23 protein-coding genes and 1 pseudogene are annotated in these 25,246 nt (G+C 70.7%); 3 read left to right on the forward strand and 21 right to left on the reverse strand.

Translation table 11 applies throughout. The annotated features are described in order from the left end of the window. Positions 1 to 152: 152 nt before the first annotated feature. From ACZ5GT_RS12705 to ACZ5GT_RS12760, 12 genes are all read right to left on the reverse strand, one after another. On the reverse strand, positions 153 to 3,008 hold the full coding sequence (locus tag ACZ5GT_RS12705) for a DEAD/DEAH box helicase (protein WP_469020182.1): 2,856 nt from the start codon (positions 3,006 to 3,008) through the stop codon (positions 153 to 155). A gap of 40 nt (positions 3,009 to 3,048) precedes the next feature. Further along, a complete protein-coding gene (locus ACZ5GT_RS12710) occupies positions 3,049 to 3,939 on the reverse strand; it encodes a diacylglycerol kinase (protein WP_469020188.1) in 891 nt (296 codons plus the stop codon). 30 nt (positions 3,940 to 3,969) lie between these two features. After that, a complete protein-coding gene (tatC, locus tag ACZ5GT_RS12715; RefSeq protein ID WP_469020192.1) occupies positions 3,970 to 4,920 on the reverse strand; it encodes a twin-arginine translocase subunit TatC in 951 nt (316 codons plus the stop codon). A 50-nt stretch (positions 4,921 to 4,970) separates the two neighbouring features. Continuing rightward, positions 4,971 to 5,258, reverse strand: a complete 288-nt coding sequence (tatA, locus tag ACZ5GT_RS12720) for a Sec-independent protein translocase subunit TatA (RefSeq protein ID WP_469020195.1) — start codon at positions 5,256 to 5,258, stop codon at positions 4,971 to 4,973. Between the two features lie 262 nt (positions 5,259 to 5,520). Then, positions 5,521 to 5,715, reverse strand: a complete 195-nt coding sequence (locus tag ACZ5GT_RS12725) for a hypothetical protein (protein WP_469020198.1) — start codon at positions 5,713 to 5,715, stop codon at positions 5,521 to 5,523. Between the two features lie 27 nt (positions 5,716 to 5,742). Further along, positions 5,743 to 6,036: a hypothetical protein gene (locus ACZ5GT_RS12730; protein WP_469020200.1), complete on the reverse strand. Its 294-nt coding sequence runs from the start codon at positions 6,034 to 6,036 to the stop codon at positions 5,743 to 5,745. Further along, entirely contained in the window at positions 6,033 to 7,124 is a 1,092-nt protein-coding gene (locus ACZ5GT_RS12735) for a helix-turn-helix transcriptional regulator (protein ID WP_469020203.1), read from the reverse strand. The genes ACZ5GT_RS12730 and ACZ5GT_RS12735 overlap by 4 nt, the downstream gene beginning before the upstream one ends. Positions 7,125 to 7,143: 19 nt before the next feature. Further along, positions 7,144 to 8,097, reverse strand: coding sequence for a helix-turn-helix transcriptional regulator (locus ACZ5GT_RS12740; RefSeq protein ID WP_469020205.1), 954 nt, complete (start codon positions 8,095 to 8,097; stop codon positions 7,144 to 7,146). A gap of 130 nt (positions 8,098 to 8,227) precedes the next feature. Continuing rightward, positions 8,228 to 8,599: an FKBP-type peptidyl-prolyl cis-trans isomerase gene (locus ACZ5GT_RS12745; RefSeq protein WP_469020208.1), complete on the reverse strand. Its 372-nt coding sequence runs from the start codon at positions 8,597 to 8,599 to the stop codon at positions 8,228 to 8,230. 59 nt (positions 8,600 to 8,658) lie between these two features. Beyond that, complete coding sequence (locus ACZ5GT_RS12750; protein WP_469020211.1) at positions 8,659 to 9,663, reverse strand: FKBP-type peptidyl-prolyl cis-trans isomerase; 1,005 nt, start codon at positions 9,661 to 9,663, stop codon at positions 8,659 to 8,661. A gap of 126 nt (positions 9,664 to 9,789) precedes the next feature. Then, complete coding sequence (gene pafA / locus ACZ5GT_RS12755) at positions 9,790 to 11,151, reverse strand: Pup--protein ligase (protein ID WP_469020214.1); 1,362 nt, start codon at positions 11,149 to 11,151, stop codon at positions 9,790 to 9,792. Positions 11,152 to 11,160: 9 nt separating this feature from the next. Continuing rightward, positions 11,161 to 12,420, reverse strand: coding sequence for an MFS transporter (locus tag ACZ5GT_RS12760; protein WP_469020217.1), 1,260 nt, complete (start codon positions 12,418 to 12,420; stop codon positions 11,161 to 11,163). A gap of 161 nt (positions 12,421 to 12,581) precedes the next feature. On the opposite strand from ACZ5GT_RS12760, the gene ACZ5GT_RS12765 reads away from it, so the two are divergent. Next, positions 12,582 to 13,640 carry a LacI family DNA-binding transcriptional regulator gene (locus ACZ5GT_RS12765; RefSeq protein ID WP_469020220.1) on the forward strand — a complete coding sequence of 353 codons (1,059 nt, stop codon included), beginning with the start codon at positions 12,582 to 12,584 and terminating at the stop codon, positions 13,638 to 13,640. A gap of 60 nt (positions 13,641 to 13,700) precedes the next feature. On the opposite strand, the gene prcA is transcribed toward ACZ5GT_RS12765, so the two are convergent. From prcA to arc, 6 genes are all read right to left on the reverse strand, one after another. Further along, positions 13,701 to 14,471, reverse strand: coding sequence for a proteasome subunit alpha (prcA, locus tag ACZ5GT_RS12770; protein WP_469020222.1), 771 nt, complete (start codon positions 14,469 to 14,471; stop codon positions 13,701 to 13,703). A gap of 62 nt (positions 14,472 to 14,533) precedes the next feature. Then, positions 14,534 to 15,379, reverse strand: a complete 846-nt coding sequence (gene prcB, locus ACZ5GT_RS12775; protein WP_398270582.1) for a proteasome subunit beta — start codon at positions 15,377 to 15,379, stop codon at positions 14,534 to 14,536. Further along, positions 15,331 to 15,957 (reverse strand): endonuclease VII domain-containing protein, encoded by a 627-nt coding sequence (locus ACZ5GT_RS12780; RefSeq protein WP_469020226.1) that lies wholly within the window; start codon positions 15,955 to 15,957, stop codon positions 15,331 to 15,333. Before ACZ5GT_RS12780 ends, prcB begins: the two co-directional genes overlap by 49 nt. A 27-nt stretch (positions 15,958 to 15,984) precedes the next feature. After that, positions 15,985 to 16,203: a ubiquitin-like protein Pup gene (locus tag ACZ5GT_RS12785; protein ID WP_121888496.1), complete on the reverse strand. Its 219-nt coding sequence runs from the start codon at positions 16,201 to 16,203 to the stop codon at positions 15,985 to 15,987. A gap of 164 nt (positions 16,204 to 16,367) precedes the next feature. Next, a complete protein-coding gene (gene dop / locus ACZ5GT_RS12790; RefSeq protein WP_469020228.1) occupies positions 16,368 to 17,879 on the reverse strand; it encodes a depupylase/deamidase Dop in 1,512 nt (503 codons plus the stop codon). 241 nt (positions 17,880 to 18,120) lie between these two features. After that, positions 18,121 to 19,887, reverse strand: coding sequence for a proteasome ATPase (gene arc / locus ACZ5GT_RS12795; protein ID WP_469020231.1), 1,767 nt, complete (start codon positions 19,885 to 19,887; stop codon positions 18,121 to 18,123). Between the two features lie 243 nt (positions 19,888 to 20,130). On the opposite strand from arc, the gene ACZ5GT_RS12800 reads away from it, so the two are divergent. Further along, entirely contained in the window at positions 20,131 to 20,451 is a 321-nt protein-coding gene (locus ACZ5GT_RS12800; RefSeq protein ID WP_469020234.1) for a ferredoxin, read from the forward strand. 58 nt (positions 20,452 to 20,509) lie between these two features. Here the strand turns inward: ACZ5GT_RS12800 and ACZ5GT_RS12805 are convergent, their stop codons facing one another. From ACZ5GT_RS12805 to ACZ5GT_RS12815, 3 genes are all read right to left on the reverse strand, one after another. Continuing rightward, positions 20,510 to 21,085 (reverse strand): hypothetical protein, encoded by a 576-nt coding sequence (locus ACZ5GT_RS12805; RefSeq protein ID WP_469020239.1) that lies wholly within the window; start codon positions 21,083 to 21,085, stop codon positions 20,510 to 20,512. Positions 21,086 to 21,312: 227 nt separating this feature from the next. Further along, the gene (locus ACZ5GT_RS12810) at positions 21,313 to 22,215 is read right to left on the reverse strand and encodes a tRNA (adenine-N1)-methyltransferase (protein WP_061921269.1); all 903 of its coding nucleotides are present in this window, start codon (positions 22,213 to 22,215) and stop codon (positions 21,313 to 21,315) included. A 51-nt stretch (positions 22,216 to 22,266) separates the two neighbouring features. Further along, on the reverse strand, positions 22,267 to 24,033 hold the full coding sequence (locus ACZ5GT_RS12815; RefSeq protein WP_469020244.1) for a site-2 protease family protein: 1,767 nt from the start codon (positions 24,031 to 24,033) through the stop codon (positions 22,267 to 22,269). A gap of 175 nt (positions 24,034 to 24,208) precedes the next feature. On the opposite strand from ACZ5GT_RS12815, the pseudogene ACZ5GT_RS12820 reads away from it, so the two are divergent. After that, positions 24,209 to 25,235: pseudogene (locus ACZ5GT_RS12820) on the forward strand (RecB family exonuclease). Positions 25,236 to 25,246: the final 11 nt, after the last annotated feature.

The following is a 25,246-nucleotide window of genomic DNA, read 5'->3' on the forward strand; positions in this document are numbered from 1 at the left end:
GGGGGGGAAGGGAAAGGGAACACGCGATACACGCGCGGGGGGGGGGGGTCGGCGAGCCCCCCCCCCCCCCCCCCCCCCCCCCCCCCCCCTCCCCGACATCCGCCCGGCCGGCTCCCACGGCCGCCCCCGCCCCCGCTCCCGCCCGTCGGCGGCTACCCCACCGACGAGTAAGCCACCACACCCCGCAGCAACTGGTCGACGGCCTTGCGCGCGGCCTTCGCCACGGTCGAGCCCTCCCTCGCGGGCGCCGCCGCGGAGATCTGCCCCAGCACGTCGATGACCTGCTTGCACCACCGCACGAAGTCGCCCGCCGGCATCTCCGCCTCGCGCAGCACCTCGTCCAGGCCCTTGCCGGAGGCCCACGTGTAGGCGGCCCAGGCGAATCCGAGATCCGGCTCACGCTGTCCCACGCCCTCGGTCTGCGTGATCCGGAACTCCTCCTCCAGGGCGTCCAGCCGGCCCCAGATCCGGACCATCTCCCCGAGCGCGGCCTTCGCCTTGCCCGAGGGCATCTTGGGCGCCATGGCGTCGTCGCTGGTCCGGGACTCGTACACCAGCGCCGAGACGCACGCGGCCAGTTCGGCTGGTGCGAGCCCCTCCCAGACGCCCTCGCGCAGGCACTCGCTCGCCAGCAGGTCCAGCTCGCCGTAGAGCCGGGCGAGCCGCTTGCCGTGCTCGGTGACCTCGTCGGCGCGCAGGTAGTCCAGCTCGGTCAGCAGCGCCACGATCCGGTCGAAGGTCCGCGCGATCGTGTTCGTGCGGCCCTGTATGCGGCGTTCCAGCTGCGAGGTGTCCCGCAGCAGCCGGTGGTACCGCTCGGCCCAGCGCGCGTGGTCCTCACGGTCGTTGCAGCCGTGGCAGGGATGCGCCCGGATCGCCGTGCGCAGCCGGGCGATCTCACGGTCGTCGGCGGCCTGGGACCGCTTCTTGCGCGCCCGCTCCGGCGGGATGTGCCCGGCCTTGGTGCGCAGCGCGGAGGCGAGGTCGCGGCGGGACTGCGGCGAACGCGGGTTGAAGGACTTCGGGATGCGCATCCGCTCCAGCGCCTCGACCGGCACCGGGAAGTCGATCGACGCCAGCCGCTTGACCTGCCGTTCGGCGGTCAGCACCAGCGGGCGCGGGCCGTCGTGGTGGTCGAAGCCGCGGTGGCCGTTGGACCGGCCGGCGGGCAGCCCCGGGTCCAGCACCAGCGCGAGCCCCGCGTACTTGCCCGTCGGCACGTGGATGACGTCGCCCGGCTTGAGCTTCTCCAGCGCGACGGCGGCCTCCGCGCGGCGCTCCGCCGCGCCCTGCCGGACGAGTTCGGTCTCGCGGTCCTTCAGCTCGCGCCGCAGCCGCGCGTACTCCTCGAAGTCGCCGAGGTGGCAGGTCATGGAGGCCTTGTAACCTTCCAGGCCCTCCTCGTTGCGCTGCACCTGCCGGGAGATCCCGACGACCGACTTGTCGGCCTGGAACTGCGCGAACGACGTCTCCAGCAGTTCGCGCGAGCGGTGCCGGCCGAACTGCTCGACCAGGTTGACCGCCATGTTGTACGACGGCTTGAAGCTGGAGCGCAGCGGATAGGTGCGCGTGCCGGCGAGCCCGGCGAGGTGCTCCGGGCTCATCCCGCGCTGCCACAGCACCACGGCATGGCCCTCGACGTCGATGCCGCGGCGGCCCGCCCGGCCGGTCAGCTGGGTGTACTCGCCCGGGGTGATGTCCGCGTGCTGCTCGCCGTTCCACTTGACGAGCTTCTCCAGCACCACCGAGCGGGCGGGCATGTTGATGCCGAGCGCCAGGGTCTCCGTCGCGAACACGGCCTTCACCAGCCCGCGGACGAACAGTTCCTCGACGACCTCCTTGAACGTCGGCAGCATGCCCGCGTGGTGGGCCGCGATGCCGCGCTCCAGGCCCTCCAGCCACTCGTAGTAGCCGAGGACGTGCAGGTCCTCCGGCGGGATCGACGCGGTGCGCTCCTCGACCAGGGCGCGGACCTGTTCGCGTGCCTCCTCGTCGTTCAGCCTGAGGCCCGCGTACAGGCACTGCTGCACGGCGGCCTCGCAGGCGGCGCGGCTGAAGATGAAGGTGATCGCGGGCAGCAGGCCCTCGGCGTCGAGCCGCTCGATGACTTCCGGCCGGCCCGGCGTCCACACCCGCGAGCGCTGCCGGCGCTCCCGCTCCCGGTCGGCCTCCCGCATCGCCCGGCCGCGCCGACGGTCCTGGTACGACGGCCGGGTCGCCTCCATGCGGGCCAGCCGGGTCAGGTCGGGGTTGACGGCCTTCTTGTGGCCCTCGCCCTCCTCGAACAGGTCGTACATCCGGCGTCCGGCGAGCACGTGCTGGAACAGCGGCACGGGCCGGTGCTCGGAGACGATCACCTCGGTGTCGCCGCGGACGGTGTCGAGCCAGTCGCCGAACTCCTCGGCGTTCGACACGGTCGCCGACAGCGACACCAGCGTCACCGACTCGGGGAGGTGGATGATCACCTCTTCCCACACCGCGCCGCGGAAGCGGTCGGAGAGGTAGTGCACCTCGTCCATGACCACGTAGCCCAGGCCGAGGAGGGTCTGGGACCCGGCGTACAGCATGTTCCTGAGCACCTCGGTGGTCATCACGACCACCGGGGCGTCGGAGTTGACGCTGTTGTCGCCGGTGAGCAGGCCGACCTTGTCCGCGCCGTAGCGGCGGCACAGGTCGGCGTACTTCTGGTTCGACAGTGCCTTGATGGGTGTCGTGTAGAAGCACTTCTTGCCCTGCCCCAGGGCGAGGTGGACGGCGAACTCGCCCACGATCGTCTTGCCGGAGCCGGTGGGCGCGGCCACCAGCACGCCCTTGCCCGCCTCGAGTGCCTGGCAGGCCTCGATCTGGAAGGGGTCGAGGCCGAAGTCGTACATCTCGCGGAAGGAGGCGAGCGCGGTGGCCTGTTCGGCAGCGCGCCTGCGTGCAGCCGCGTACCGCTCGGCCGGGGAGAGGTCCTCTGTCATCGTGCTTTCGAGCGTACCGGGCCACACTGACAACAGGACGATCATTATCCGGATCGAGGGCCGGCAAACCTGTGATCCGCGCAGCTCACGGCGCTGCGACCCGCACCGCGCCGGGCACGCAGCGGGCGGTCAGCGGCAGCGGTCCGAGGGGTTCCCCGTCCGCGTACCCGGTGATCCCCTCCGCGGCCAGTTCGATCTTCGCCGCGCGGTGCACGGTGACCTTGGGGTGGTCGACGTGGGTGCCCCGGTACACCGTCGGGAACACCTTCAGCAGGGTCGCCCGGCCGCAGTCCCCGACCACGGTGACGTCGAACAGCCCGTCGGTGAGGTCGGCGCCGGGGCAGATCCTCATGCCGCCGCCGTACGACGATCCGTTGCCGACCGCCACCAGCGTCGCCTCGACCTCCCGGACCGCGCCGTCGTCCAGGGTGATCCGGTACCGGAAGGGGCGGAAGGCGGCCAGCTCGGCGAGCATGGCGAGGTCGTACTTGAGGCGGCCGGCCGGCCATCGCATGCGGTTTCCGCGGTCGTTGACGCGGGAGTCGAAGCCGGAGGCGAGGACGGTGCCGAACCAGTGGCCGTCCACCTGCCCGAGGTCGATGTCGCGCAGCCCGGAGCTCTTGAGGGCGTCGGCGACGAGGCGGCCCGCGGCGGCCGGGTCCCGCACCGGCAGGCCGAGGGCGCGGGCCAGGTCGTTGCCGGTGCCGACGGCGACGAGGCCGAGCGGGGTGCGGGTGCCGGCGACGGCCTGGAGGGCCAGGTTCGCCATGCCGTCGCCGCCGACGGCGACGAGCGCGCCGGTGCCGCCGGCGACGGCGGCACGCGCGCGGGTGAGGGCGTCCGCGGCGCTCTCCCCGACGACGGTACGCACCGAGAAGCCGGCCGCCCGCAACGCGGAAGCGGCCGGCTGCGCCGCGCGGGCGCCCCGGCCGCGGCCCGCGGTGGGGTTCACGAAGAGGGTGATCTCGCTGGTCACGGACTGACCCTACGAGGTGCCCGGGGTTCGTCAGGTCACGTCGTCATAACCGTTCACGCGCTCGGTGCTCGCCTGCTCGGGCAGGGTGCGGCCGGCGGAGACGGGCTCGATCTCGCCGATGTCCTCAGGCGTGAGGTCCAGCTCCGACGCCTCGTCGTCGGCGGGGCCCTCGGCCTCGCGCCGGCGCTTGCGTCCGTCGTTCATCAGCGAGAAGACGACCGCGCCGAAGTACAGCACCCAGATCGGCCCGGCCAGGGCCAGCATGGTCAGCGGGTCCGTGCTCGGCGTCGCGATCGCGGCGAACACGGTGATGCCCATGATCATGCCGCGCCACCAGCCGAGCATGCGCTTGCCGGTCAGCGCCCCGGTGAGGTTGAGCATGATCAGCAGCAGCGGCAGCTCGAAGGAGAGGCCGAACACGAGCACCATGCGCGTGACGAGGTCGAGCAGGTCGTCGAGCGGCAGCAGGTTGTTGACGCCGTTGGGCGTGAAGCCGATCAGGACCTTCGCCGTGGTCGGCAGCACCTTGTAGGCGAAGTACGCGCCGCCGAGGAAGAGCGGCACGCCCGTGCCGACGAACGCGTAGGCGTACTTGCGCTCGTGCCGGTGCAGACCGGGGGCGACGAACGCCCACAGCTGGTACAGCCACACCGGGGAGGCCAGCACCACGCCGGCCATCAGGGACACCTTCAGCGCCAGCGTGAACGGCGTCAGCAGACCGTTGATGGTGATCTGCGCGCACTGCTGGGACTTCTCGGAGGAGTTGGCCAGCTGCTCGAAGGTCTTGCCGCAGCCGACCGAGTCCAGCACCGGCTTGGTGATGACGTTGACTATGTCGTTGTAGAAGAAGGCGGCCACGGCGGTGACGACGACGATGGCCAGCATGGCCTTCGCGAGCCGGTTGCGGAGCTCACGCAGGTGATCCGCGAGGGGCATCCGCCCCTCGGGGTCCTTCTCCTTCTTGCGGGCAGACTTGAGCAACCCACGTCCTCATCTCGTGCGGCGGGCCGGGGGTGTCCGGCCCTGCATCATCAGGCCTTGGTGGAGTCCGTCGGCTCGGTGACCGGGCGGGCGCTGGTCACGTCGCCGGGGGCGGCCTGGATGGTGCGCTGCGCGGGGGGCTGCTCACCGGGGTTCGGCGGGCCGGCCGGAGCGGCCGTGCTGTTGCCCTCCTCCTTCATCGCCTTCGCCTCGCTCTTGAGGATGCGGGCGGACTTGCCGAGCGAGCGCGCCATGTCGGGAAGCTTCTTCGCGCCGAACAGCAGGATGATGACGACGAGGATGAGAATGATCTCGGGGGCGCCGAGCCTTCCGAACATAAGTCTTTACCTTCTCACCGAGGCGGCTGGGGGTGGGGTGCTGTCCGACCGGTCGGACACGTGTCCGACCAGCCGTGCTGTCAGCGATCGTAACGCTCGGGGGTGAACGTGAGGCAATGCCCGTGCGTACTCCCGTCCGCGGTCCGGGCCTCGTTCTCCGGGCCGCGATCAGCAGCGTACCCGCCGGGGCCGCCACGACGACAGGCCGAAGTCGCCCAAAACACCTGGATGCGCCGGACTTACGGAGTTCTCACCTCGGAGCTCACAGCGAGTCCACAGCCCGCGCCGCACTCAGCGACGCCCGCTCCAGATCCTCGGCGGCCCGGTTGATGCGGTGTGCGGCGTCCGCCACCTGCCGCCCCAGCCGCTGTGCCTCCACGAACACCCGCACGGCTAGCACACCCAGCACGGCGAGACCCAGGAAACCCACCGCTACCGCGAACATCGGCCAGAACATGACGTCGATCCCCAGCGTCTACAGGGTCTACAGGGCGGAGTGGAGGCGCAGGGTCTTCACGCCGCCGCCGGTCAGCAGCTCGACGATGCGCTCCCCGGCCGGCTTGCGGACCGCGGCGCCGCAGTCCGGGCAGGTGAAGGAGTAGAAGGTGGTGCGGCTGCTGGCGCCGATGGCCAGGCGCAGGGCGGCCGCGGTGAGTTCGAAGCGGCCCCGGCAGTCCGGGCAGCAGGCTCTGAACACCACCGGGGACACGCTGCGCATCCCGGCGAACGCGGACGCCACCGACACGGCGCGCACCTCGGACGTCGTCGTCTCGCTCACAGCCCCTGCTCCTGCCTGTCGTACCGACCGTCGTGAACCACGCGACCCGCCAGGTCCCCGGCGCCGCCCGGCCAGGAAGCCGCCCGGCCGGCCGGAACCCGCTCCTCGGCCCCGTCGTACGCCGCCAGCGCCTCGCGGGCCGCCCGCCGGGCACTGTCGGCGAGGTCGCGGGGCGACACGATCCGGCCGTCCCGCCCGAGCCGCAGCGCCAGACGCCGCAGCGACGCGGGATCAGGGGTCCGCAGGGTGATACGCAGCCCGCCGTCCGGAAGCTCATCCGCGCTGTCGTGCGGGTAGTACTCGGCGACCCACCGGCCGGCCGGACCGACCTCGACGACGACCTCCGGATCCTCGGCGGCCGGCTGCACCAGCCCCTCCGACAGGTCCCGCAGCTCCACCTCCGGCGGCGCGGACGGCTCGTCCAGGATCGTGATCTCGGCGACCCGGTCGAGCCGGAAGGTGCGGCGCGCCTCGGAACGCCGGCACCAGGCCTCCACGTACGTGTGCCCCACGCTGACCAGGCGGATGGGGTCGATCTCGCGCTCGGTGACCTCGTCGCGGGCGGGCGAGTAGTAGCGGATCCACAGGCGGCGGCGCTCCGAGATCGCCCGGTCGACGTCCGCGAAGACGCCGCCCTCCGACTCGAAGGTCACCGACAGCCGGGAGCTGGCGCCGGCCGCCTCACCGGCCGCGGTCTCCACCTTCGCCGTCGCCCGCAGCAGCGCCTGCCGGTCGCTCTCCCGCAGGCCCGGCAGAGTGGCCACGGCCCGCGCGGCCACCAGCAGGGCGGTGGCCTCGTCGGCGGCCAGCCGCAGCGGCTCGGCCGCCTCCGCCGCGAGGGCGGCCGGATTGTGCCACCAGATGCGCTCACCGTCGGTGTCGATGTCGAGCAGATCGCCGCCGCGGAAGCTGGTGCCGCACATGGGCAGCACGTCCAGGTCCGAGACCAGCTCGTCCTCGGTGATCCCGAAGGCGCGCGCGACGTCCTCGATGCGGGCCCCCGGACGCTCCTTGAGATACGTCACCAGGGAGAGCATCCGCCTGGTCTGGTCGATGGCGTTGACGGGCCTGACCGGTTTGCCTGCCACTGTCCTCGTCCGCTCCCCCTCAGCCCTTGGCCACGGCACGCAGCCGGTCCACCACGTCCGCCCGCAGCTCGGCGGGCTCCACAACCACCACGTCCGGACCGAACTCCACCAGCCAGGCATCCAGCCCGTGCCCGTACGGAATCTCCAACTCGTCCCACCCGTCACCGAGTTCCCGCACCGACGTGGCTTTCGCCCGAAGGGGGTACCCCGCGCCCGAGCGCAGCCGGATCAGCGCGCTGCGGTCCGCGGACTCCCCAGCCCAGCTCGCGACGGTCTCCCGGACGGTGACGACATCCGGCACCGGCGCGGTGAACCGGCCGCTGCGGCTGCGCACCTTCCCGGTGATCCGGGACAGCCGGAAGACCCGCTCGGCGCCCCGGTCGCGGTCCCAGCCCGCCAGGTACCAGTGGCCGCGCCAGCACTCCAGCGCCCACGGCTCCACCTGCCGCTGCTCGGGGCGGGCGGCGGTGGCCTTGCGGTAGTCGAAGAGGACCGGGCGACGGTCACGGCAGGCCAGCATCAGCGGCTCGAACGCGGCCTCGTGCACCGGGATGCGCGGCTCCAGGGCACCGTGCGCCTCGTACGGGTCCACCTCCTCGGGCAGTCCCGCCGCGCGCAGCTTCTGCAGCGCGCCGCTGGCCGCGCCGGCGAGCCGGGCCTGCTGCCACACCTTGGCGGCGAGCCCCAGGGCCGCGGCCTCCTCGGCGTCGAGGGTGATGGGGGGCAGACGGTTGCTGTCGCGGCGCGCGAGGTAGCCGGTCTCGCCGTCGAGGTTCTCCACCGTCTCGATGACCAGTCCGAGTTCGCGCAGGTCGTCCTTGTCCCGCTCGAACATCCGGCTGAAGGCGTCGTCCGAACCGGCTTCCAGGTAGGCCTCGATGGACTCACGCAGCTCGCGCTTGCTGAGCGGCCGCCGCGTCCCGAGCAGACACAGCGCCAGGTTCATCAGCCGCTCGGCCTTGGCAATGGCCATCGACGCGCTTCGCCTCCCTATGGTGCTTGACGACGACGACCGTACCGCCCCGAAGTGGCGTGGCAAAAGCCGAGGGTCCCCGCCCGCACGGGCAGGGACCCTCGGCCGGTGGTGTCCGGTCCGGCGCCGGTCAGACGGCGAGCAGGTCCACCACGAAGATCAGCGTCTCACCGGGCTTGATCGCCGGGGTCGGGCTCTGGTTGCCGTAGGCGAGGTGGGCCGGGATGGTCAGCTGGCGGCGGCCGCCGACCTTCATGCCCTGCACGCCCAGGTCCCAGCCCTTGATGACACGGCCGCCACCCAGCGGGAAGCGGAACGGGGCATTACGGTTCCAGCTCGCGTCGAACTCCTCACCGGTGCTGAACGCCACGCCCACGTAGTGGACGGTGACGGTCTGGCCCGCCTGCGCGACCGCGCCGTCGCCCTCCCAGATGTCCTTGATCTCGAGGTCCGCCGGGGGCTCGCCGCCCGGGAAGTCGATCTCGGGCTTCTCGATGCTCACGTCTTAGCTCCTGCTGGTCTGCGGAAAGGCAACACGCACAGTCTTACATCCCCGGAGGGTCACATCTTCGCCAGGATGTCGACGGAGAAGACCAGCGTGGAGCCCTTCTTGATGACTCCGCCGGCCGGCGGCTTGTCCCCGTACCCCAGGGAGGGAGGTACCACCACGAGAACCCGGCTGCCCACCTTCTTGCCCGTCACACCCTGCGCGAGACCCTTGACGACCTGCTGCATCTGCTGGACCGAGAACTGGCTGAGCCGCCCCTGCGTGTACGTCGACTCGAACTCCTTGCCGCTCTCCCAGACCATCCCCCGGAACTGGCACAGGATGGCCTCGCTCTCCTTGACCGCCTCGCCGTCACCCTCCAGGACGTAGGCGGACACCAGCTTCTTCGGCGCCGCGGTCTTGGGAATGTCGATGGCGGGAGCCTTGCCGTCGGTGTTGGTGCCGACCTTCGGCAGAGCCGCGTCGTTCTGCGCGACGGGCTTCCCCTTGGCCGAGCTCTTGGCGTTGAACGTGTTGAGCAGGTCGACGACGAAAACCAGCGTGTCGGTGCCCTTGATGCCCGCCTGCGCGTTGCCCTGCGTGCCGTAGCCCCAGGTCGGAGGCACGGTCATGAGGACCCGGCTGCCCACCTTCCGGCCGGCCAGGCCGTAGCGCCAGCCGTCGATGATGCTGCCCTGGGCCAGCTGCAACAGCAGCGGAGTGCCCCGGTCGTAGGAGTTGTCGAAGACCTTCGCCGTGCTCCAGATCTGACCGAGGTAGTCGGCCTGGATGAAGTCGTTCTCCGCCACCGTCTGGCCGCCGCCGGTGATGACCGTGCGGACCGCCAGGTTCTTCGACGGGTCACCACTGCCCTTGGCCACGGTCGGCTTGGTGCCGAACTTCGTGCCCGCCGTGATCGCCGGCAGCGGCCCCTCGACGATCTTCGGCGGCGGCGCGGCGGAGGTGGCCGAGGCAGAAGGCGAAGCGCTTGCCTTGCTCGAGTCGGACGAGTCGTCGCCGCACCCGGCGAGCGTGACCAGTCCTGCGGGTACGGCGATCAGTAGGGAGCGTCGGCGCACGATGAAGGCCTCGTATCGGTCGATCTTGTTGATGGCGTGCGCGCAACTCTACGGCGTGACAAGGGCGCCGCACGGAAAACGTACGGCGCCCGTGTGGCGTCGCGACCTTCGTCCGCGACGCGCTGCTCACATTCCGGCGATCAGTTTCTCCACCCGGTCGTCCACCGAACGGAACGGGTCCTTGCACAGCACCGTGCGCTGCGCCTGGTCGTTGAGCTTGAGGTGAACCCAGTCGACGGTGAAGTCCCGGCGCTGTTCCTGCGCCCTGCGGATGAAGTCGCCGCGCAACCGGGCCCTGGTGGTCTGCGGCGGAACGGACTTGCCCTCGAAGATCTTCAGGTCATTGCAGATCCGCGCCGCCTGACCCTTCTTCTCCAGCAGGTAGTACAGGCCACGACGGCGGTGGATGTCGTGGTAGGCGAGGTCTATCTGCGCGACCCGCGGATGCGACATGGTCATGTTGTGCTTGGCCCGGTACCGCTCGATGAGCTTGTACTTGATGACCCAGTCGATCTCGGTGCCGATACGGTCCAGGTCCTCCGACTCGATGGCGTCCAGCGTGCGGCCCCACAACTCCAGCACCTGCTCCACGGTGCCGGTACGGATGCCGCGCCGCTCGCAGAAGTCCACGGCCTTCTCGTAGTACTCGCGCTGCACCTCCAGCGCGGACGCCTCACGGCCGCTGGCCAGGCGCACCTTGCGCCGGCCCGTGATGTCATGGCTGACCTCGCGGATCGCCCGGATGGGGTTCTCCAGGGTCAGGTCACGCATCACCGTGCCCGCCTCGATCATGCGCAGCACCAGGTCGGTGGCCCCGACCTTCAGCAGCATGGTCGTCTCGGACATGTTCGAGTCGCCCACGATGACGTGCAGACGGCGGTAGCGCTCGGCGTCCGCGTGCGGCTCGTCCCGCGTGTTGATGATCGGCCTCGAACGCGTCGTGGCCGACGAGACGCCCTCCCAGATGTGCTCCGCCCGCTGGCTCACGCAGTACACCGCACCGCGCGGGGTCTGCAGCACCTTGCCGGCACCGCACAGGAGCTGGCGGGTCACCAGGAACGGAATGAGGATGTCCGCGAGCCGGGAGAACTCCCCGTGCCGGGCGACGAGATAGTTCTCGTGGCAGCCGTAGGAGTTGCCCGCCGAATCGGTGTTGTTCTTGAAGAGGTAGACGTCGCCCGCGATTCCTTCCTCGTGCAGGCGTCGTTCGGCGTCCACCAGGAGTCCCTCGAGAATGCGTTCGCCGGCCTTGTCGTGGGTGACCAGTTCGGTCACGTTGTCACATTCGGGTGTCGCGTATTCCGGATGTGAGCCCACGTCGAGATAAAGGCGGGCGCCGTTTCGCAGAAAGACATTGCTGCTGCGGCCCCATGACACGACACGGCGGAAGAGGTACCGCGCCACCTCGTCAGGCGACAGGCGGCGCTGTCCCCTGAACGTGCACGTGACGCCGTACTCGTTCTCCAGCCCGAAAATGCGGCGGTCCATGACTGAACATTACGCCCGATCCCCTGAGCTGAAACGGGGTTCGACAGCACGGTTTGGATCATTTTCAGCTGAAGCCGCGACAACAGCCCGCCCCACCGGCCCCGTCAGCAGCCGCCTCGTGACCAGCAGAACGAACAGCGACACTCCCCCGGCGGCACCCGGAACGGCGAAACCCCACAGGGCCCCGCCCGCCTCGACGACCGGGCCCGCGACCCCCGTCCCGACCGACGCCCCCACGGTGATCGTCGTCACCAGCCAGGAGAACGCCTCGGTGAGCGTCCCGCCCGGCGCGTGCCGGTCCACCAGAACGAACGCGCAGGCGATCGCGGGCGCCAGGAACACCCCCGCCAGGACGGTGAGCAGCACCATGGCGACCGCGCCCGGCATCAGCATCAACGGCAGATAGCACACCGCCAGCAGAGCCACGATCCCCTGCAGCCGGCGCGCCGGCTCCCCCGTCCACCGCCACGCGCCGTACATCGTGCCGCCCAGCAGCGCGCCGAGCCCCAGGGCCGCCATCAGCCAGCCGTACACCGCGTCACCGCCGTGACCGTCCGCGTACGGCACGCAGGCCACCGTGATGGAGCCCAGCGCGATGCCGACGAACAGGAACGCGCCCAGCAGCGCCAGCAGACCGGGCGAGCGCAGAGCGCCCAGCCAGTGGGCCTCACGCGGCGCCGAACGCCAGGCACGCGACGGCGGCGAACAGGCCACGGACAGGGCACCCAGCACGCCCACCGCGTTCAGCACCAGCAGGGCGGCCCGCTCCGACCACAGCGACACGCACAGGGTCACCAGCAGCGGGCCGACGGTGAACATGACCTCCTGCGCGACGGCGTCCATCGCGTACGCCGTGTGCACCTGCTCCTCACGCCGCAGCACGGACGGCCACAGGGCCCGCAGACCGCCCTCCAGCGGCGGGGTGAACAGACCCGCCGCCGCGACCGCCGCGCAGGCGAACGGCAGCGGGTCGGTGCCGGAGAAGGCGAACGCGGCCATCGCCAGGGCCGACACCACGGCCGCGGGCAACTGGACCCGCGGCTGGCCGTACAGGTCCACCAGCCGGCCCAGCACCGGCTGTCCGACGGCGTTGGCGACCCCGTACACCGCCGCCAGGACGCCCGCCAGGCTGTACGTACCGCCCTCGGCGCGCACGAACAGCACCAGGGCGATCGCGGCGGTCGCGTTGGGCAGTCGGCCCACCAGCGTGCCCGTCAGCAGGCGGGCCGCGTGCTTCGCCCTGAGGATCTCCAGGTATCCCGCGGCCATGCCCAGCCTCCAAGTGTTACGTATAACGTCGAGGCCCATACGTACCATGTCCGCTGTTCACCCGTCCAGACGACGACCACGAGCCGGCCGGCGCGAGCAGGCCGGAACACCCCGGACGGACAACCGGACCAACAACCGGACCAATGAGGAGCGGACCCACGGTGGCACCCAGCAGCACCCGCCCGACCAGCCGTGACGTCGCACAGCGGGCTGGAGTCTCCCAGGCCGCCGTCTCCCTCGTCCTGGGCGACAAATGGCGCGGCCGCGTCTCCGAACCCACCGCCGAGCGGGTACGCCAGGCCGCACGCGACCTCGGCTACCGCCCCAACCTCGCCGCCCGCAACCTGCGCCTCGGCCGCACCCGCACGGTCCTCCTCGTCGTCCCCGTCCTGACCACCGAGTTCTTCGCCGGCGTCTACACCGGCGCCGCCCGCGTCGCCGCCGACCACGGCTTCGGCGTCGTCCTCTACCCCTCCCCCGAAGGCACCGGCCCCGCCCGCCCCACCCCCGGGGGAAAGCCCCCGCGGGCCACCCCCATCCCCGACCCCTTCGCCTCCGCCCAGGCCGCCGTGGACGGCGTCATCGCCTCCTCCATGGCCGCCGACGCCCTCACCGCCATCCGCGGCGACCAACTGCCCCTCGTGATGCTCGACAGCGACCCCGCCGGCAGCCTCGGCGCGGCCACCGTCAACCTCGACATCGCCGACGGCGTACGCCAGGTCGCCGAACACCTCCTCGGCCTCGGCCACCGCCGCTTCCTGCACCTGGCCGCCGACGTACCCTCTTGGACCTTCCAGGTCCGCGCCCGCGAACTCGCCACCCGCGTCGGCGCCGTCCCCGGCACCACCCTGCACACCACCCGCGCGCCGATCTCCATCGACGCCGCCCTGACCGCCACCGCAACCGCCCTCTCCCGGCCCGGCCCCCGCCCCACGGCGATCGTCTGCGACGACGACAAAATGGCGGCCGGCGCCTACAAGGCTCTGCGACGGCTCGGCCTGCGCGTCCCCGACGACGTCTCCGTCACCGGCCTCGACGACCTCGCCCTGGCCACCGCCCTCGACCCCGAACTGACAACCGTCCGCCTGGACGCCGAACTGTTCGGCGAACACGGCATGCGAGCGCTCCTGGCCGTACTGGAGGGCCGCACACCGGAAGCAGGAGACATCCCCGTCCAACTCGTCGTCCGCGGCTCCACGGCACCGCCGAGCGCCTCCTGAACGCCCTGTGCCCCGGCCGCAGAACCGGCCGGGGCACACGAGGAACAGGGCGGGGCGGGCCTACTCCTCCTCGGAACCCTCGACCTCGGAACCCTCCGAGCCCTCCGAGCTCCCCGCCTCGGTGGCCGCGCCGCCGTTCTCCAGCAGCCGGGAGAGCTGACGCCCCACGATGCGCTTGAACTTGCGCGCCTGCGGACGCGTCCGGTCCAGCACCGCGACCTCCAGCCGCTCCGCGGGAATCTCCCGCTGCGTGCCGTTCGTGTCACGGGACAGCGCCTGCACGGCGAGCTTCAGCGCCTCGGCGAGGCTCATGCCGTCCTGGTGCCGCTGGTCGAGGTAACTGCTGATCTGCTCGGCATTGCCACCGACCGCGACCGAACCGTGCTCGTCCACGATCGAACCGTCGTGCGGCAGCCGGTAGATCTGGTCACCGTCCGGCGTCTCGCCGACCTCGGCCACCACCAACTCCACCTCGTACGGCTTCTCGCCCGCCGAGGAGAAGATCGTGCCCAGCGTCTGGGCATAGACGTTGGCGAGACCGCGCGCGGTCACGTCGTCACGGTCGTAGGTGTAACCGCGCAGGTCGGCGTAGCGCACACCACCGATGCGCAGGTTCTCGTACTCGTTGTACTTGCCGGCGGCCGCGAAGCCGATCCGGTCGTAGATCTCGCTGAACTTGTGCAGCGCGCGGGACGGGTTCTCGCCGACGAAGACGATGCCGTCGGCGTACTGCAGCACGACCAGGCTGCGGCCACGGGCGATGCCCTTGCGGGCGTACTCCGCCCGGTCGGCCATCGCCTGCTGGGGTGAGACATAGAACGGCGTCGACACCGGTTATCCGTCCCTTTCTGTCGAAGTCACAGGATCACCTTGATAAGAAGCCCGGCCACCGGCTACAGCAGCGCGGCCCGCGGGCCGTCGGGCTGCTCCAGCCGCCGCTCCAGGATCGAGCGGGCGACGGCGGAGGACTCGTCCTCGGTGAGGCGGCGGAAACCGTCCTCGGTGATCACCATGACGATCGGGTAGATCCGGCGGGCGACATCGGGACCACCGGTCGCCGAGTCGTCGTCAGCCGCGTCGTACAGGGCCTGGACCACCAGCGTGGTGGCCTGCTCCTCGGTCAGGTCCTCGCGGAAGAGCTTCTTCATCGCTCCGCGCGCGAAGATCGAACCGGAACCCGTGGCCGCGTAGCCGTGCTCCTCGGAGCGGCCGCCCGTGACGTCGTAGGAGAAGATGCGGCCCTTCTCCCGGTCCACGTCGTAACCGGCGAAGAGCGGCACCACGGCCAGACCCTGCATCGCCATGCCGAGATTGGAGCGGATCATGGTCGACAGGCGGTTGGCCTTGCCCTCCAGGGAGAGCTGGGCCCCCTCGACCTTCTCGAAGTGCTCCAGCTCCAGCTGGAAAAGCTTCACCATCTCCACGGCCAGACCGGCGGTGCCGGCGATGCCGACCGCCGAGTACTCGTCGGCCGGGAAGACCTTCTCGATGTCGCGCTGGGCGATCACATTGCCCATGGTGGCCCGGCGGTCACCGGCGAGCACCACACCCCCCGGGAAGGTCACGGCCACGATGGTCGTGCCGTGCGGCGCCTCGATCACACCCTGGATCGGCGGCAGCTGCCGCCTGCCGGGCAGCAGCTCCGGCTGGTGCTCGGAGAGGAAGTCCATGAACGACGAGGATCCCGGCGTCAGGAAGGCAGCCGGTAGACGCCCGGTGCCACGAGTGTTGGCTTCCACGCGATTCCTTCCACGTAAGCAGCAGCCCGCCTTATGGCATCGGGCCGATCCTTGAACTGCCCCAGTGCGGCATTGCAGCTGAAGCACAGTACGCCACGGACCCTACCCGTCTCGTGGCAGTGATCCACATGCTCGGGCACAGCCGCCAGACATATACAGCAGACGCCCCCTTGCGAGGCGATCAACTCGTCGCGCTCGGCTTCGGTGATGCCGTACTGACGCTTGAGATGGTCCTGCCGCCCGAGCCGGGACCGGCACGCTTTGCAGCGAGTGGCCAGCCCGTCGGAAGCAGTCGCGTTGCGATGCCATTCGGTGTGAGGCTTGGCCTCACCACACGTCCGGCAGAGCTTGTGCCCGGCCGGGACGTCCACCTTCTCCCGCACGGTCCTGCCCATGGCCTCCCGGCGGCGCCGGTAGTGCGCGGCGCTGTATTCCGCCACGCACTCCCGGCAGTGCACTTGGAGTCCATCCCGCCGATTCCTGTCTCGCGCAAACGCCGCAGGAGGCAGCTCCCGCTCACATTTCCTGCATCGCTTCGCGCTCGGCTCCTCGGTCACCCTCTCCCCCGCCACTTTCATTTCAAAGGAAGGGTGGCCAATTCACCTTCACTCTCCGCCTTTTTGCACGAAGGAACGAACGAAATCCTCGGCGTTCTCTTCGAGCACATCATCGATTTCGTCCAGGACGGAGTCCACGTCGTCGCTCAGTTTCTCGTGGCGCTCCTTGAGGTCGTCCGTCGCCTGCGCGTCCTGCGCCTGCTCCTCGACCTCCTCGGTGGAACGCGTCGCCTTCTGCTGTCCGCCGCCGGTGTCCTTGGTCGCCATAACCCTCACCCCGCTCGGTTCGACGTTCTTGATCAGACCCTACAAGCAGGGTCCGACATCGGCCCCGCAGTTCTCTCAACGTCCGGGGACCACCTTCATGATTCCCTCGCGCCGGGTTTTCCACCCTGCCTCCCTGCCGGGCAGGGCCCGCCCCGGGTACCCGCTCAGCCGCCGGACAGCACCCTGACCAGGTCTTCCGCCGTGCGGCAGCGGTCCAGGAGCGCCTTGACGTGATTTCGCGTTCCGCGAAGCGGTTCGAGGGTTGGGACGCGCTGGAGCGAGTCCCGGCCCGGGAGGTCGAAGATCACCGAGTCCCAGGAGGCCGCCGCGACGTCTTCGGCGTACTGCTCCAGGCAGCGTCCGCGGAAGTAGGCGCGGGTGTCCTCCGGCGGCTTGGTGCGGGCCCTGTCGACCTCGTCCTCGGTCAGGAGGCGCTTCATCCGGCCGCGGGCGGCGAGGCGGTTGTAGAGGCCCTTCTCGGCCCGTACGTCGGCGTACTGGAGGTCGACCAGGTGGAGCCGGGCGGCGTCCCAGTCGAGGTCGTCGCGGCGCCGGTAGCCCTCCATGAGTTCCCGCTTGGCGACCCAGTCCAGTTCGCCGGCGAGGCTCATCGGGTCGTGCTCCAGGCGGTTGAGGGTGTCCTCCCAGCGGGCCAGGACGTCCTTGGTCTGCTCGTCCGCGTCGGCGCCGTAGCGCTCCTCGACGTACTTGCGGGCCAGTTCGTAGTACTCCATCTGCAGCTGGACCGCGGTGAGCGTGCGGCCGCTGCGGAGGGTGACGAGTCGCTTGAGCGTGGGGTCGTGGGAGACCTGGTGGAGGGTGCGGACGGGCTGGTCGACGGCCAGGTCGACGGCGATGAAGCCGTCCTCGATCATGGACAGGACCAGGGCGGTGGTGCCCACTTTGAGGTAGGTCGAGATCTCCGAGAGGTTCGCGTCGCCGATGATGACGTGCAGGCGGCGGTATTTCTCGGCGTCCGCGTGCGGTTCGTCGCGGGTGTTGATGATCGGGCGCTTGAGCGTCGTCTCGAGGCCGACCTCGACCTCGAAGTAGTCGGCGCGCTGGCTGAGCTGGAAGCCGTGCTCGTGTCCGTCCTGGCCGATGCCGACGCGGCCGGCGCCGGTCACCACCTGGCGGGAGACGAAGAACGGGGTGAGGTGGCGCACGATGTCCGAGAAGGCGGTCTCCCGCTTCATCAGGTAGTTCTCGTGCGTGCCGTAGGAGGCGCCCTTGTTGTCGGTGTTGTTCTTGTAGAGGTGGATGGGCTGGGCGCCGGGGAGCTGGGCCGCGCGTTCGGCGGCCTCTGCCATGATCCGTTCGCCGGCCTTGTCCCAGAGGACCGCGTCGCGCGGGTTGGTGACCTCGGGTGCGCTGTATTCGGGGTGTGCGTGGTCGACGTACAGTCGCGCGCCGTTGGTGAGGATCACGTTGGCGAGGCCGATGTCCTCGTCGGTGAGCTGGCTGGCGTCGGCGACCTCGCGGGCGAGGTCGAAGCCTCGCGCGTCCCGCAGCGGATTCTCCTCCTCGAAGTCCCATCGGGCCCGGCGGGCCCGGTGCATCGCCGCCGCGTAGGCGTTGACGATCTGGGACGAGGTGAGCATGGCATTGGCGTTGGGGTGGCCGGGGACGGAGATTCCGTACTCGGTCTCGATGCCCATTACTCGCCGTACGGTCATGCGGCCCTCCTTGCCCGGCGGCGCCCTCGGTCGGGGGCGGCGCTCAGATACCGCTGGCGCTCCGGTGCGTGTGCGGTGCCCGTCCCCGCACTGCGCGACTCGGCGGTACCGGTACCGAAGAGCCTAGAACGGCTTTGCGCTGGTGGGGAGATCATTTGCGTCATTGGCCTTGCTCCGGCGGTGGCCCGGAAAGCGGTCGGCTGCGGGTACCCGCTGAGGGCACCCGCAGCCGCCCTGACTTTTAGAGGTACTGACCGGTATTCGCCACCGTGTCGATGGAGCGTCCGGTGTCCGCGCCCTGCTTTCCGGTGATGAGAGTGCGGATGTAGACGATCCGTTCGCCCTTCTTGCCGGAGATGCGGGCCCAGTCGTCCGGGTTGGTGGTGTTGGGCAGGTCCTCGTTCTCCTTGAACTCGTCCACGCATGCCTGGAGGAGGTGGGAGACCCTGAGGCCCTTCTGGTTGTGGTCGAGGAAGTCCTTGATCGCCATTTTCTTGGCGCGGCCGACGATGTTCTCGATCATGGCGCCGGAGTTGAAGTCCTTGAAGTAGAGGACTTCCTTGTCGCCGTTGGCGTAGGTGACTTCCAGGAAGCGGTTCTCCTCGGACTCGGCATACATGTGTTCGACGGCGGTCTGGATCATGCTCTCGACCGTGGCCGCCTTGTCGCTGCCGTGTTCGCCGAGGTCGTCCGCGTGGAGCGGAAGGCGCTCGGTGAGGTACTTCCCGAAGATGTCCTTCGCCGCCTCGGCGTCCGGACGCTCGATCTTGATCTTCACGTCGAGCCGGCCGGGGCGCAGGATGGCCGGGTCGATCATGTCCTCGCGGTTGGAGGCGCCGATGACGACCACGTTCTGCAGGCCCTCGACGCCGTCGATCTCGGCGAGCAGCTGCGGGACGATGGTGTTCTCGACGTCCGAGCTGACGCCGGAGCCGCGGGTGCGGAAGAGGGATTCCATCTCGTCGAAGAAGACGATGACGGGGGTGCCCTCGCTGGCCTTCTCCCTCGCACGCTGGAAGACGAGGCGGATCTGCCGCTCGGTCTCGCCGACGTACTTGTTCAGCAGCTCGGGGCCCTTGATGTTGAGGAAGAAGCTCTTGCCGGCGGCCTGGCCGGTGACCTCGGCGACCTTCTTGGCCAGCGAGTTGGCGACGGCCTTGGCGATGAGCGTCTTGCCGCATCCGGGGGGCCCGTACAGCAGGACGCCCTTGGGCGGCCGCAGTTCGTGCTCCTTGAACAGGTCGGGGTAGAGGTACGGGAGCTCGACCGCGTCGCGGATGGCCTCGATCTGGTTGCCCAGGCCGCCGATCTGCTCGTAGCCGATGTCGGGGACTTCCTCGAGGACGAGTTCTTCTACCTCGCTCTTGGGGACGACCTCGTAGACGTATCCGGAACGGGGTTCGAGCAGCAGGGCGTCGCCGGCGCGGATGGTGACGTCGAGCAGCGGCTCGGCGAGCCGTACCACCCGTTCCTCGTCGGTGTGCCCGAGCACCAGGGCGCGCTCGCCGTCCTCGAGGATCTCCTTGAGGGTGACGATGTCGCCGACGCGCTCGAACTCCATGGCGTCGACCACGTTGAGCGCTTCGTTGAGCATCACTTCCTGGCCGCGCCGGAGCTCGTCGAGCTCGACGCCGGGGCTGACGTTCACCCGGAGCTTGCGGCCGCCGGTGAAGATGTCGGCGGTGCCGTCCTCGTTGGCCTGCAGGAAGACACCGAAGCCGGCCGGTGGCTGCGCGAGCCGGTCGACTTCTTCCTTGAGGGCCACGATCTGGTCGCGGGCCTCACGGAGTGTGTTGGCGAGCCGCTCGTTCTGCGCGGACACGCCGGCCAGGTTGGTCTGCAGCTCGACGATCCGCTCTTCGAGAATCCTCGTGTGTCGCGGAGAGTCGGCGAGCTTGCGTCGCAGGACGGCGATCTCCTGCTCAAGGTAGGCAATCTGCCCGTCGGGGTCCTCGGACCCTCGTCCCGGGCGGATGCCGCGGTTCATGTCGTCGTCGTGGGCTGCCACGGTCCTCACCTCCTCCAAGGGGAGCTGGACGCTTCCAGACCCTACCTGGGTGGGTGTCGATTGAAACCCCTAGATCACAAAGACGGTCGGGGTGTGTCCGATCTTCACCCTTGCGCTCTCCCTCACGCCAGGGGAATACCCACCGAACATGATTGGAAAGCGGGCGAAGGTAGGGTCGAAGTGTTCAACACCCTTCAGAGCTGGCCTGATTCCCGTCGGCTCGTCAGCTAAACGGCAGGAGACATGAGCGTGCAGCAGGAGGCCGTGCAGCAGGTGGCCGGTGCCGACGGTGCGGCGCTGGAGGTCTGGATCGACCAGGACCTGTGTACCGGTGACGGCATCTGTGCCCAGTACGCGCCGGAGGTGTTCGAGCTGGACATCGACGGTCTGGCCTACGTCAAGGGCGGCGACGACGAGCTGCTTCAGGACAAGGGGGCCACGACCCTGGTACCCCTGCCGCTCCTGGCGGACGTGGTGGACTCCGCGAAGGAGTGTCCGGGCGAGTGCATCCATGTACGGCGCGTTTTGGACAAGGTGGAGGTGTACGGGCCGGACGCCGAGTGAGGAAGGGGTCACCTGCTGTGACGGTTGTCTGATTTCTCACAGGCGCCGGTGGCGCAGGTCACACGCTCCGGGTGCCGGCGGGTGCCGAGCGCACGAAGGCGCCGTCCTGCCAGGCCCACTGCGCCTTGTCGGTCTTGTCGGGGCAGCAGCGGGGCACGTCGTCGGACGAGTAGCCGAGGAGCGTGGCCATGACGGCCCCGTCGCGCACGGCGAGGTCGCCGACGGTGTCGCCGTCCTTGGGGTCGACGAGGGTGGCGACCACGCGCGCCTTGTCGCTGTGGGCGGCGCGGGTGAGGACGTACACGCCGTCGGGCGGTGTGCCCATGGGGGCGTCGCAGTGCACCACGGCCACGGTCTCCGGCCTGCCGTCGCCGTCGAGGTCCCCGGAGGCCTTCTTCTGCACCACGGCCTTCACCGGGCCGCAGGTGATCGGGAAGTCGACGCCGGTGGTGCCGGGCGGGGTGGCCGCGTGGACGGCCCTGGTGTCGTGGCCGGCCGGCTGGGCCGCCGTCGCCGAACCGGGCTGCAGGAGCGAGGACACGGCCATCACACCGGCCACGGCTGTGGCGGTGGCGAGCCAGTGGATCGGCCGGGTTTGGGTGTGGGCCAGTTCCGGAACGGCGGGGTGCTGCACTAGGAGTGTCTCCTGTGAGGGCTGTGCCGGTGGGGGGGGGTGGCCTGCATCGTGCCACACGTCACAGTGTGGAGGAACGGCGGGGGGGCACTGCCGGGACGGTTCCCGCCCGGGTTCGTTCGCTTTGTGCTGTTCTGTCAACACGTGAGCGCCGCCGCTGAGTTCCGGGAGGATGCCCGGGAACTGCGCGGCGGCGCTCGTACGTTGAGGGTGACGGCCGGGTGGCCTCAGCGACCGGTGCCTCCGTCGGCGTTGGGGCCGGCGTAGTCCTCGCCGTAGGCGCCCTTGGCGGGGCGGCGGCGGCGCATGGGCGGCTCGACGCCGTCGGCGAGGCGGCGGGCGGTGAGGAGGAAGCCGGTGTGGCCGATCATCCGGTGGTCGGGGCGGACGGCCAGGCCCTCGATGTGCCAGTTGCGGATCATCGTCTCCCAGGCGGTCGGCTCGTTGAAGCAGCCGATCTCGCGGATGGACTCGACGGTCCGGGCGAGCTGGGTGGTGGTCGCGACGTAGCAGCACAGGATGCCGCCGGGCACGAGCGCCTTGGAGACGGCCTCCAGGCATTCCCAGGGGGCGAGCATGTCGAGGATGACGCGGTCGACGTCGGTGTCGCTCAGGTTGTCCTGGAGGTCACCGACCGTGAGCTGCCAGGCGGGGTGCGGGCCGCCGAAGTAGCGTTCCACGTTCTGCCGGGCGATGTCCGCGAAGTCCTCGCGGCGCTCGTAGCTGTGCAGCATGCCCTGGTCGCCGATGGCGCGCAGCAGGAAGCTGCTGAGCGAGCCGGAGCCGACGCCGGCCTCGACCACCCGCGCGCCGGGGAAGATGTCGGCGAAGGCGAGGATCTGCCCCGCGTCCTTCGGGTAGACGACGGCTGCCCCTCGGGGCATGGACAGGACGTAGTCGGGGAGCAGGGGGCGCAGCGCGAGGTAGGCGACGTTCCCGGTGGTGCGGACAACGCTGCCCTCGGGAGCGCCGATCAGTTCGTCGTGCGGGAAGGAACCCTTGTGGGTGTGGAAGTTCTTCCCGGCCTCGAGCGTGAACGTGTAGTGGCGGCCCTTGGGGTCGGTCAGCTGAACCTGGTCCCCGACCTTGAAGGGCCCGCGCCTGCGGGCGGCACCGGTCGGTTCGGACATGTGAACAGCCTACCGGCCTTTGCGCGCCCCGCCGACCACGGCCGGGAGCGGCTACGAGGGCCTGGCCATGGCCTTGACGAAGGCGCGTTCCACGTCGGCGGCGGACAGGACGCCGTAGATCTCGCCGGTCTCCTCCACCACCAGGTACTCGGTGGCCGGGGCGGCGCGCAGGGCGTCCAGGAGGTCTTCTCCGGCAAGTTCGGCGGAGACGCGCATGCCGTCGGTCAGCTCCTGGGCGAGGCCGCTGACGGCGACCCAGGGGCGGCGGTGTTCCGGTACGCCGACGATGGCGGCCTCGCGGACGAGGGAGAGGGGGGTGCCGTCGGGGTCGACGACGACCAGGGCGCGGGCGCCGGCGGCGTTGGCGCGGCGCAGGGCCTCGGACAGGGGGGTGTCGGTCTCGACGGGGACCGCGCGCCGGGTGAGGTTGCGGGCGCGCAGTTCCGGCAGGTGCTCGCGCAGTCGGGCCATCCGCAGGCTGTTGCCGGCGCCGGTCCAGATGATCGCGGCGAGGATGGCGGCGAGCAGGGCGTCGGTGACGGTGTCCATGCCGACGCTGTCCTCGGCGTTGCTGCCGAGGGCTCCGGACTGGGTGAGCAGCGGGAGGCCGATCAGGACGGAGACGGCGAGGGCGCGGCCGACCCAGGCCGCGGCGACGGTGCCGCTCATGGGTCTGCCGGTGATCTTCCAGACGACGGCGCGGAGCATGCGGCCGCCGTCGAGGGGGAGGCCGGGCAGGAGGTTGAAGACGGCCACGATCAGGTTGGAGATCATCAGGCCGGCGAGCAGGACGCCGGGGACGGTGCCGGGCTCGACGGGCTGCATGGCCAGGTAGAAGACGCCGGCCAGGACGAGGGAGAGCAGCGGGCCGACGAAGGCGAGCACGAACTCCCGTCCGGGGGTCTCGGCCTCCTTCTCGATCTCGGAGACGCCGCCGAAGAACTGGAGCTGGATGCGGCGGACCGGCAGTTTGAAGCGCAGTGCGGCGACCGTGTGGGCCAGTTCGTGGACCAGGACGGAGGCGTAGAAGGCGACCGCGAAGAAGAGGGAGACCAGGTAGCGGGCGGCGCCGAGTTCGGGCAGCACGCGTTCGAGCTGTCCGCCGAACACCCAGGTGATCAGGGCGGCGACGAGGAACCAGCTGGGCGCGACGTAGACCGGTACGCCGAAGGGGCGTCCCATCAGCAGCCCGCCCCGCGGCTCGGGGCGCTGCGGCGGCGGATTCTTGGCTCCTCCACCCGGGGAGTGCGCCGGCGTGCGGTTCCCGGACCTGGTGGGGTGGGGGGCGGCCGGGTGATCGGCGGCGGCCGGGTGGTCGGCGGGGGCCGGGTGGTCGCCTTGGGCCGGGTGGTCGGGGGTGGGCGGGGTGTCCGGCCGGTGTGCGGAGGGGCGGTCCTGCGCGGGGGCGTCCTCGGCCGGGGCGTCCTCGGCGGGGGCGTCCTCGGCGGGGGCGTCCTCGGCGGGGGCCGGGCGGTGGTCGGCCGGGGACGCCGGGTGGGCGGGCGTGCCGGTGGAGGGGGCGGGTCCGTCGGTGCCGGGGTCCGGCTCCGAGGTGTCGGCCGGCCGGGGCGGGGATGCCGGCTCCCCGTCCTCGGTCTGCGCGGTGACACCGTTGCCGTCGGACGGCGGCGCCGCTTCCGCGGGTTCGCCGGACGGCGTCGGGGTGGGGGCGGGGGCGGGGCGCGTGCCCGGCGTCCGGGTGTCGTCGGCCGCCGTGGTGCCGCCCTCGGTGTCGGCCGGGGTCGCGGTTCCCGCGAGGTGGTCGGCCGACTCGTCGGTGCCGGTGCGCGGCTGCCCGCTCCCGCCGCTCTCGTCCACGGTGTCCCCTCGTTCGAAGCGTCTTCCGCGCCTGCCGGGCGGAAGGGTCTCGGGTCGATGGTATGCGGCCGTCGCGGTGCGTTCCGCCCCGGCACCCCCTGTGTTCCACCCTCCGTCACACCTGTCACGGCCGCAGGTGGGTCACTGTCAGTGGCGGGCCGTAAGGTCTGGGGGCATGGAGACGAGCACGGAGGACGCGGCGCAGGCCCAGGGTGACGGCGCCGCACCAGCCGGGGCGCCGGTTCCGGCGGAGCCGGCGGCGGTGGTGACGGCCGAAGCGGTGGCCGCGGCCGGAGCGGTGGACGGGGTGGGCGTGGTCGACGCGGTGGGCGCGCGGGCGCCGGCGGCCGGCGCGCCCACCGGCCTGTCCCCGTCCCGTGCCGGCGACTTCATGCAGTGCCCTCTGCTGTACCGGTTCCGGGTCATCGACCGGCTGCCCGAGAAGCCGAGCGAGGCGGCCACCAGGGGGACCCTGGTGCACGCGGTCCTGGAGCGCCTCTTCGACGCGCCGGCCGCCGAGCGGACCGCGCCGCGCGCCAAGTCCCTCGTCCCCGGCCAGTGGGACCGGCTGCGGGAGTCCCGGCCGGAGGTCGCGGAGCTGTTCCGGGACGATGCCGACGGCGAGCGGCTCGCCCGGTGGCTGGCGGAGGCCGAGCAGCTCGTGGAGCGCTGGTTCACGTTGGAGGACCCGACCCGGCTGGAGCCCGCCGAGCGTGAGCTGTTCGTCGAGGCGGAGCTGGCCTCCGGGCTGAGGCTGCGCGGGATCATCGACCGGGTGGACGTGGCGGCGACGGGCGAGGTGCGGATCGTCGACTACAAGACGGGCAAGGCTCCCCGGCCCGAGTACGCGGAGAGCGCTCTGTTCCAGATGAAGTTCTACGCCCTGGTGGTGTGGCGGCTGAAGAAGGTGGTCCCGCGCCGGCTCCAGCTGGTGTACCTGGGCAGTGGGGACGTGCTGACGTACGACCCGGTCCTCGCCGACCTGGAGCGTGTGGAGCGCAAGCTGCTGGCGCTGTGGGAGGCGATCCGGCTGGCGACGGAGACGGGCGACTGGCGGCCGCGGCCGACGAAGCTCTGCGGCTGGTGCGACCACCGGGCGCACTGCCCGGAGTTCGGCGGCACTCCCCCGCCGTATCCGCTGCCGGTGCGGGTGACCGGGTCCGGTCGCTGAGCGGGCGCAGGGCAGAATGGGGCCGGACTAGCGAAGGAGACT

This window comes from Streptomyces sp. NPDC031340 (assembly GCF_055569945.1).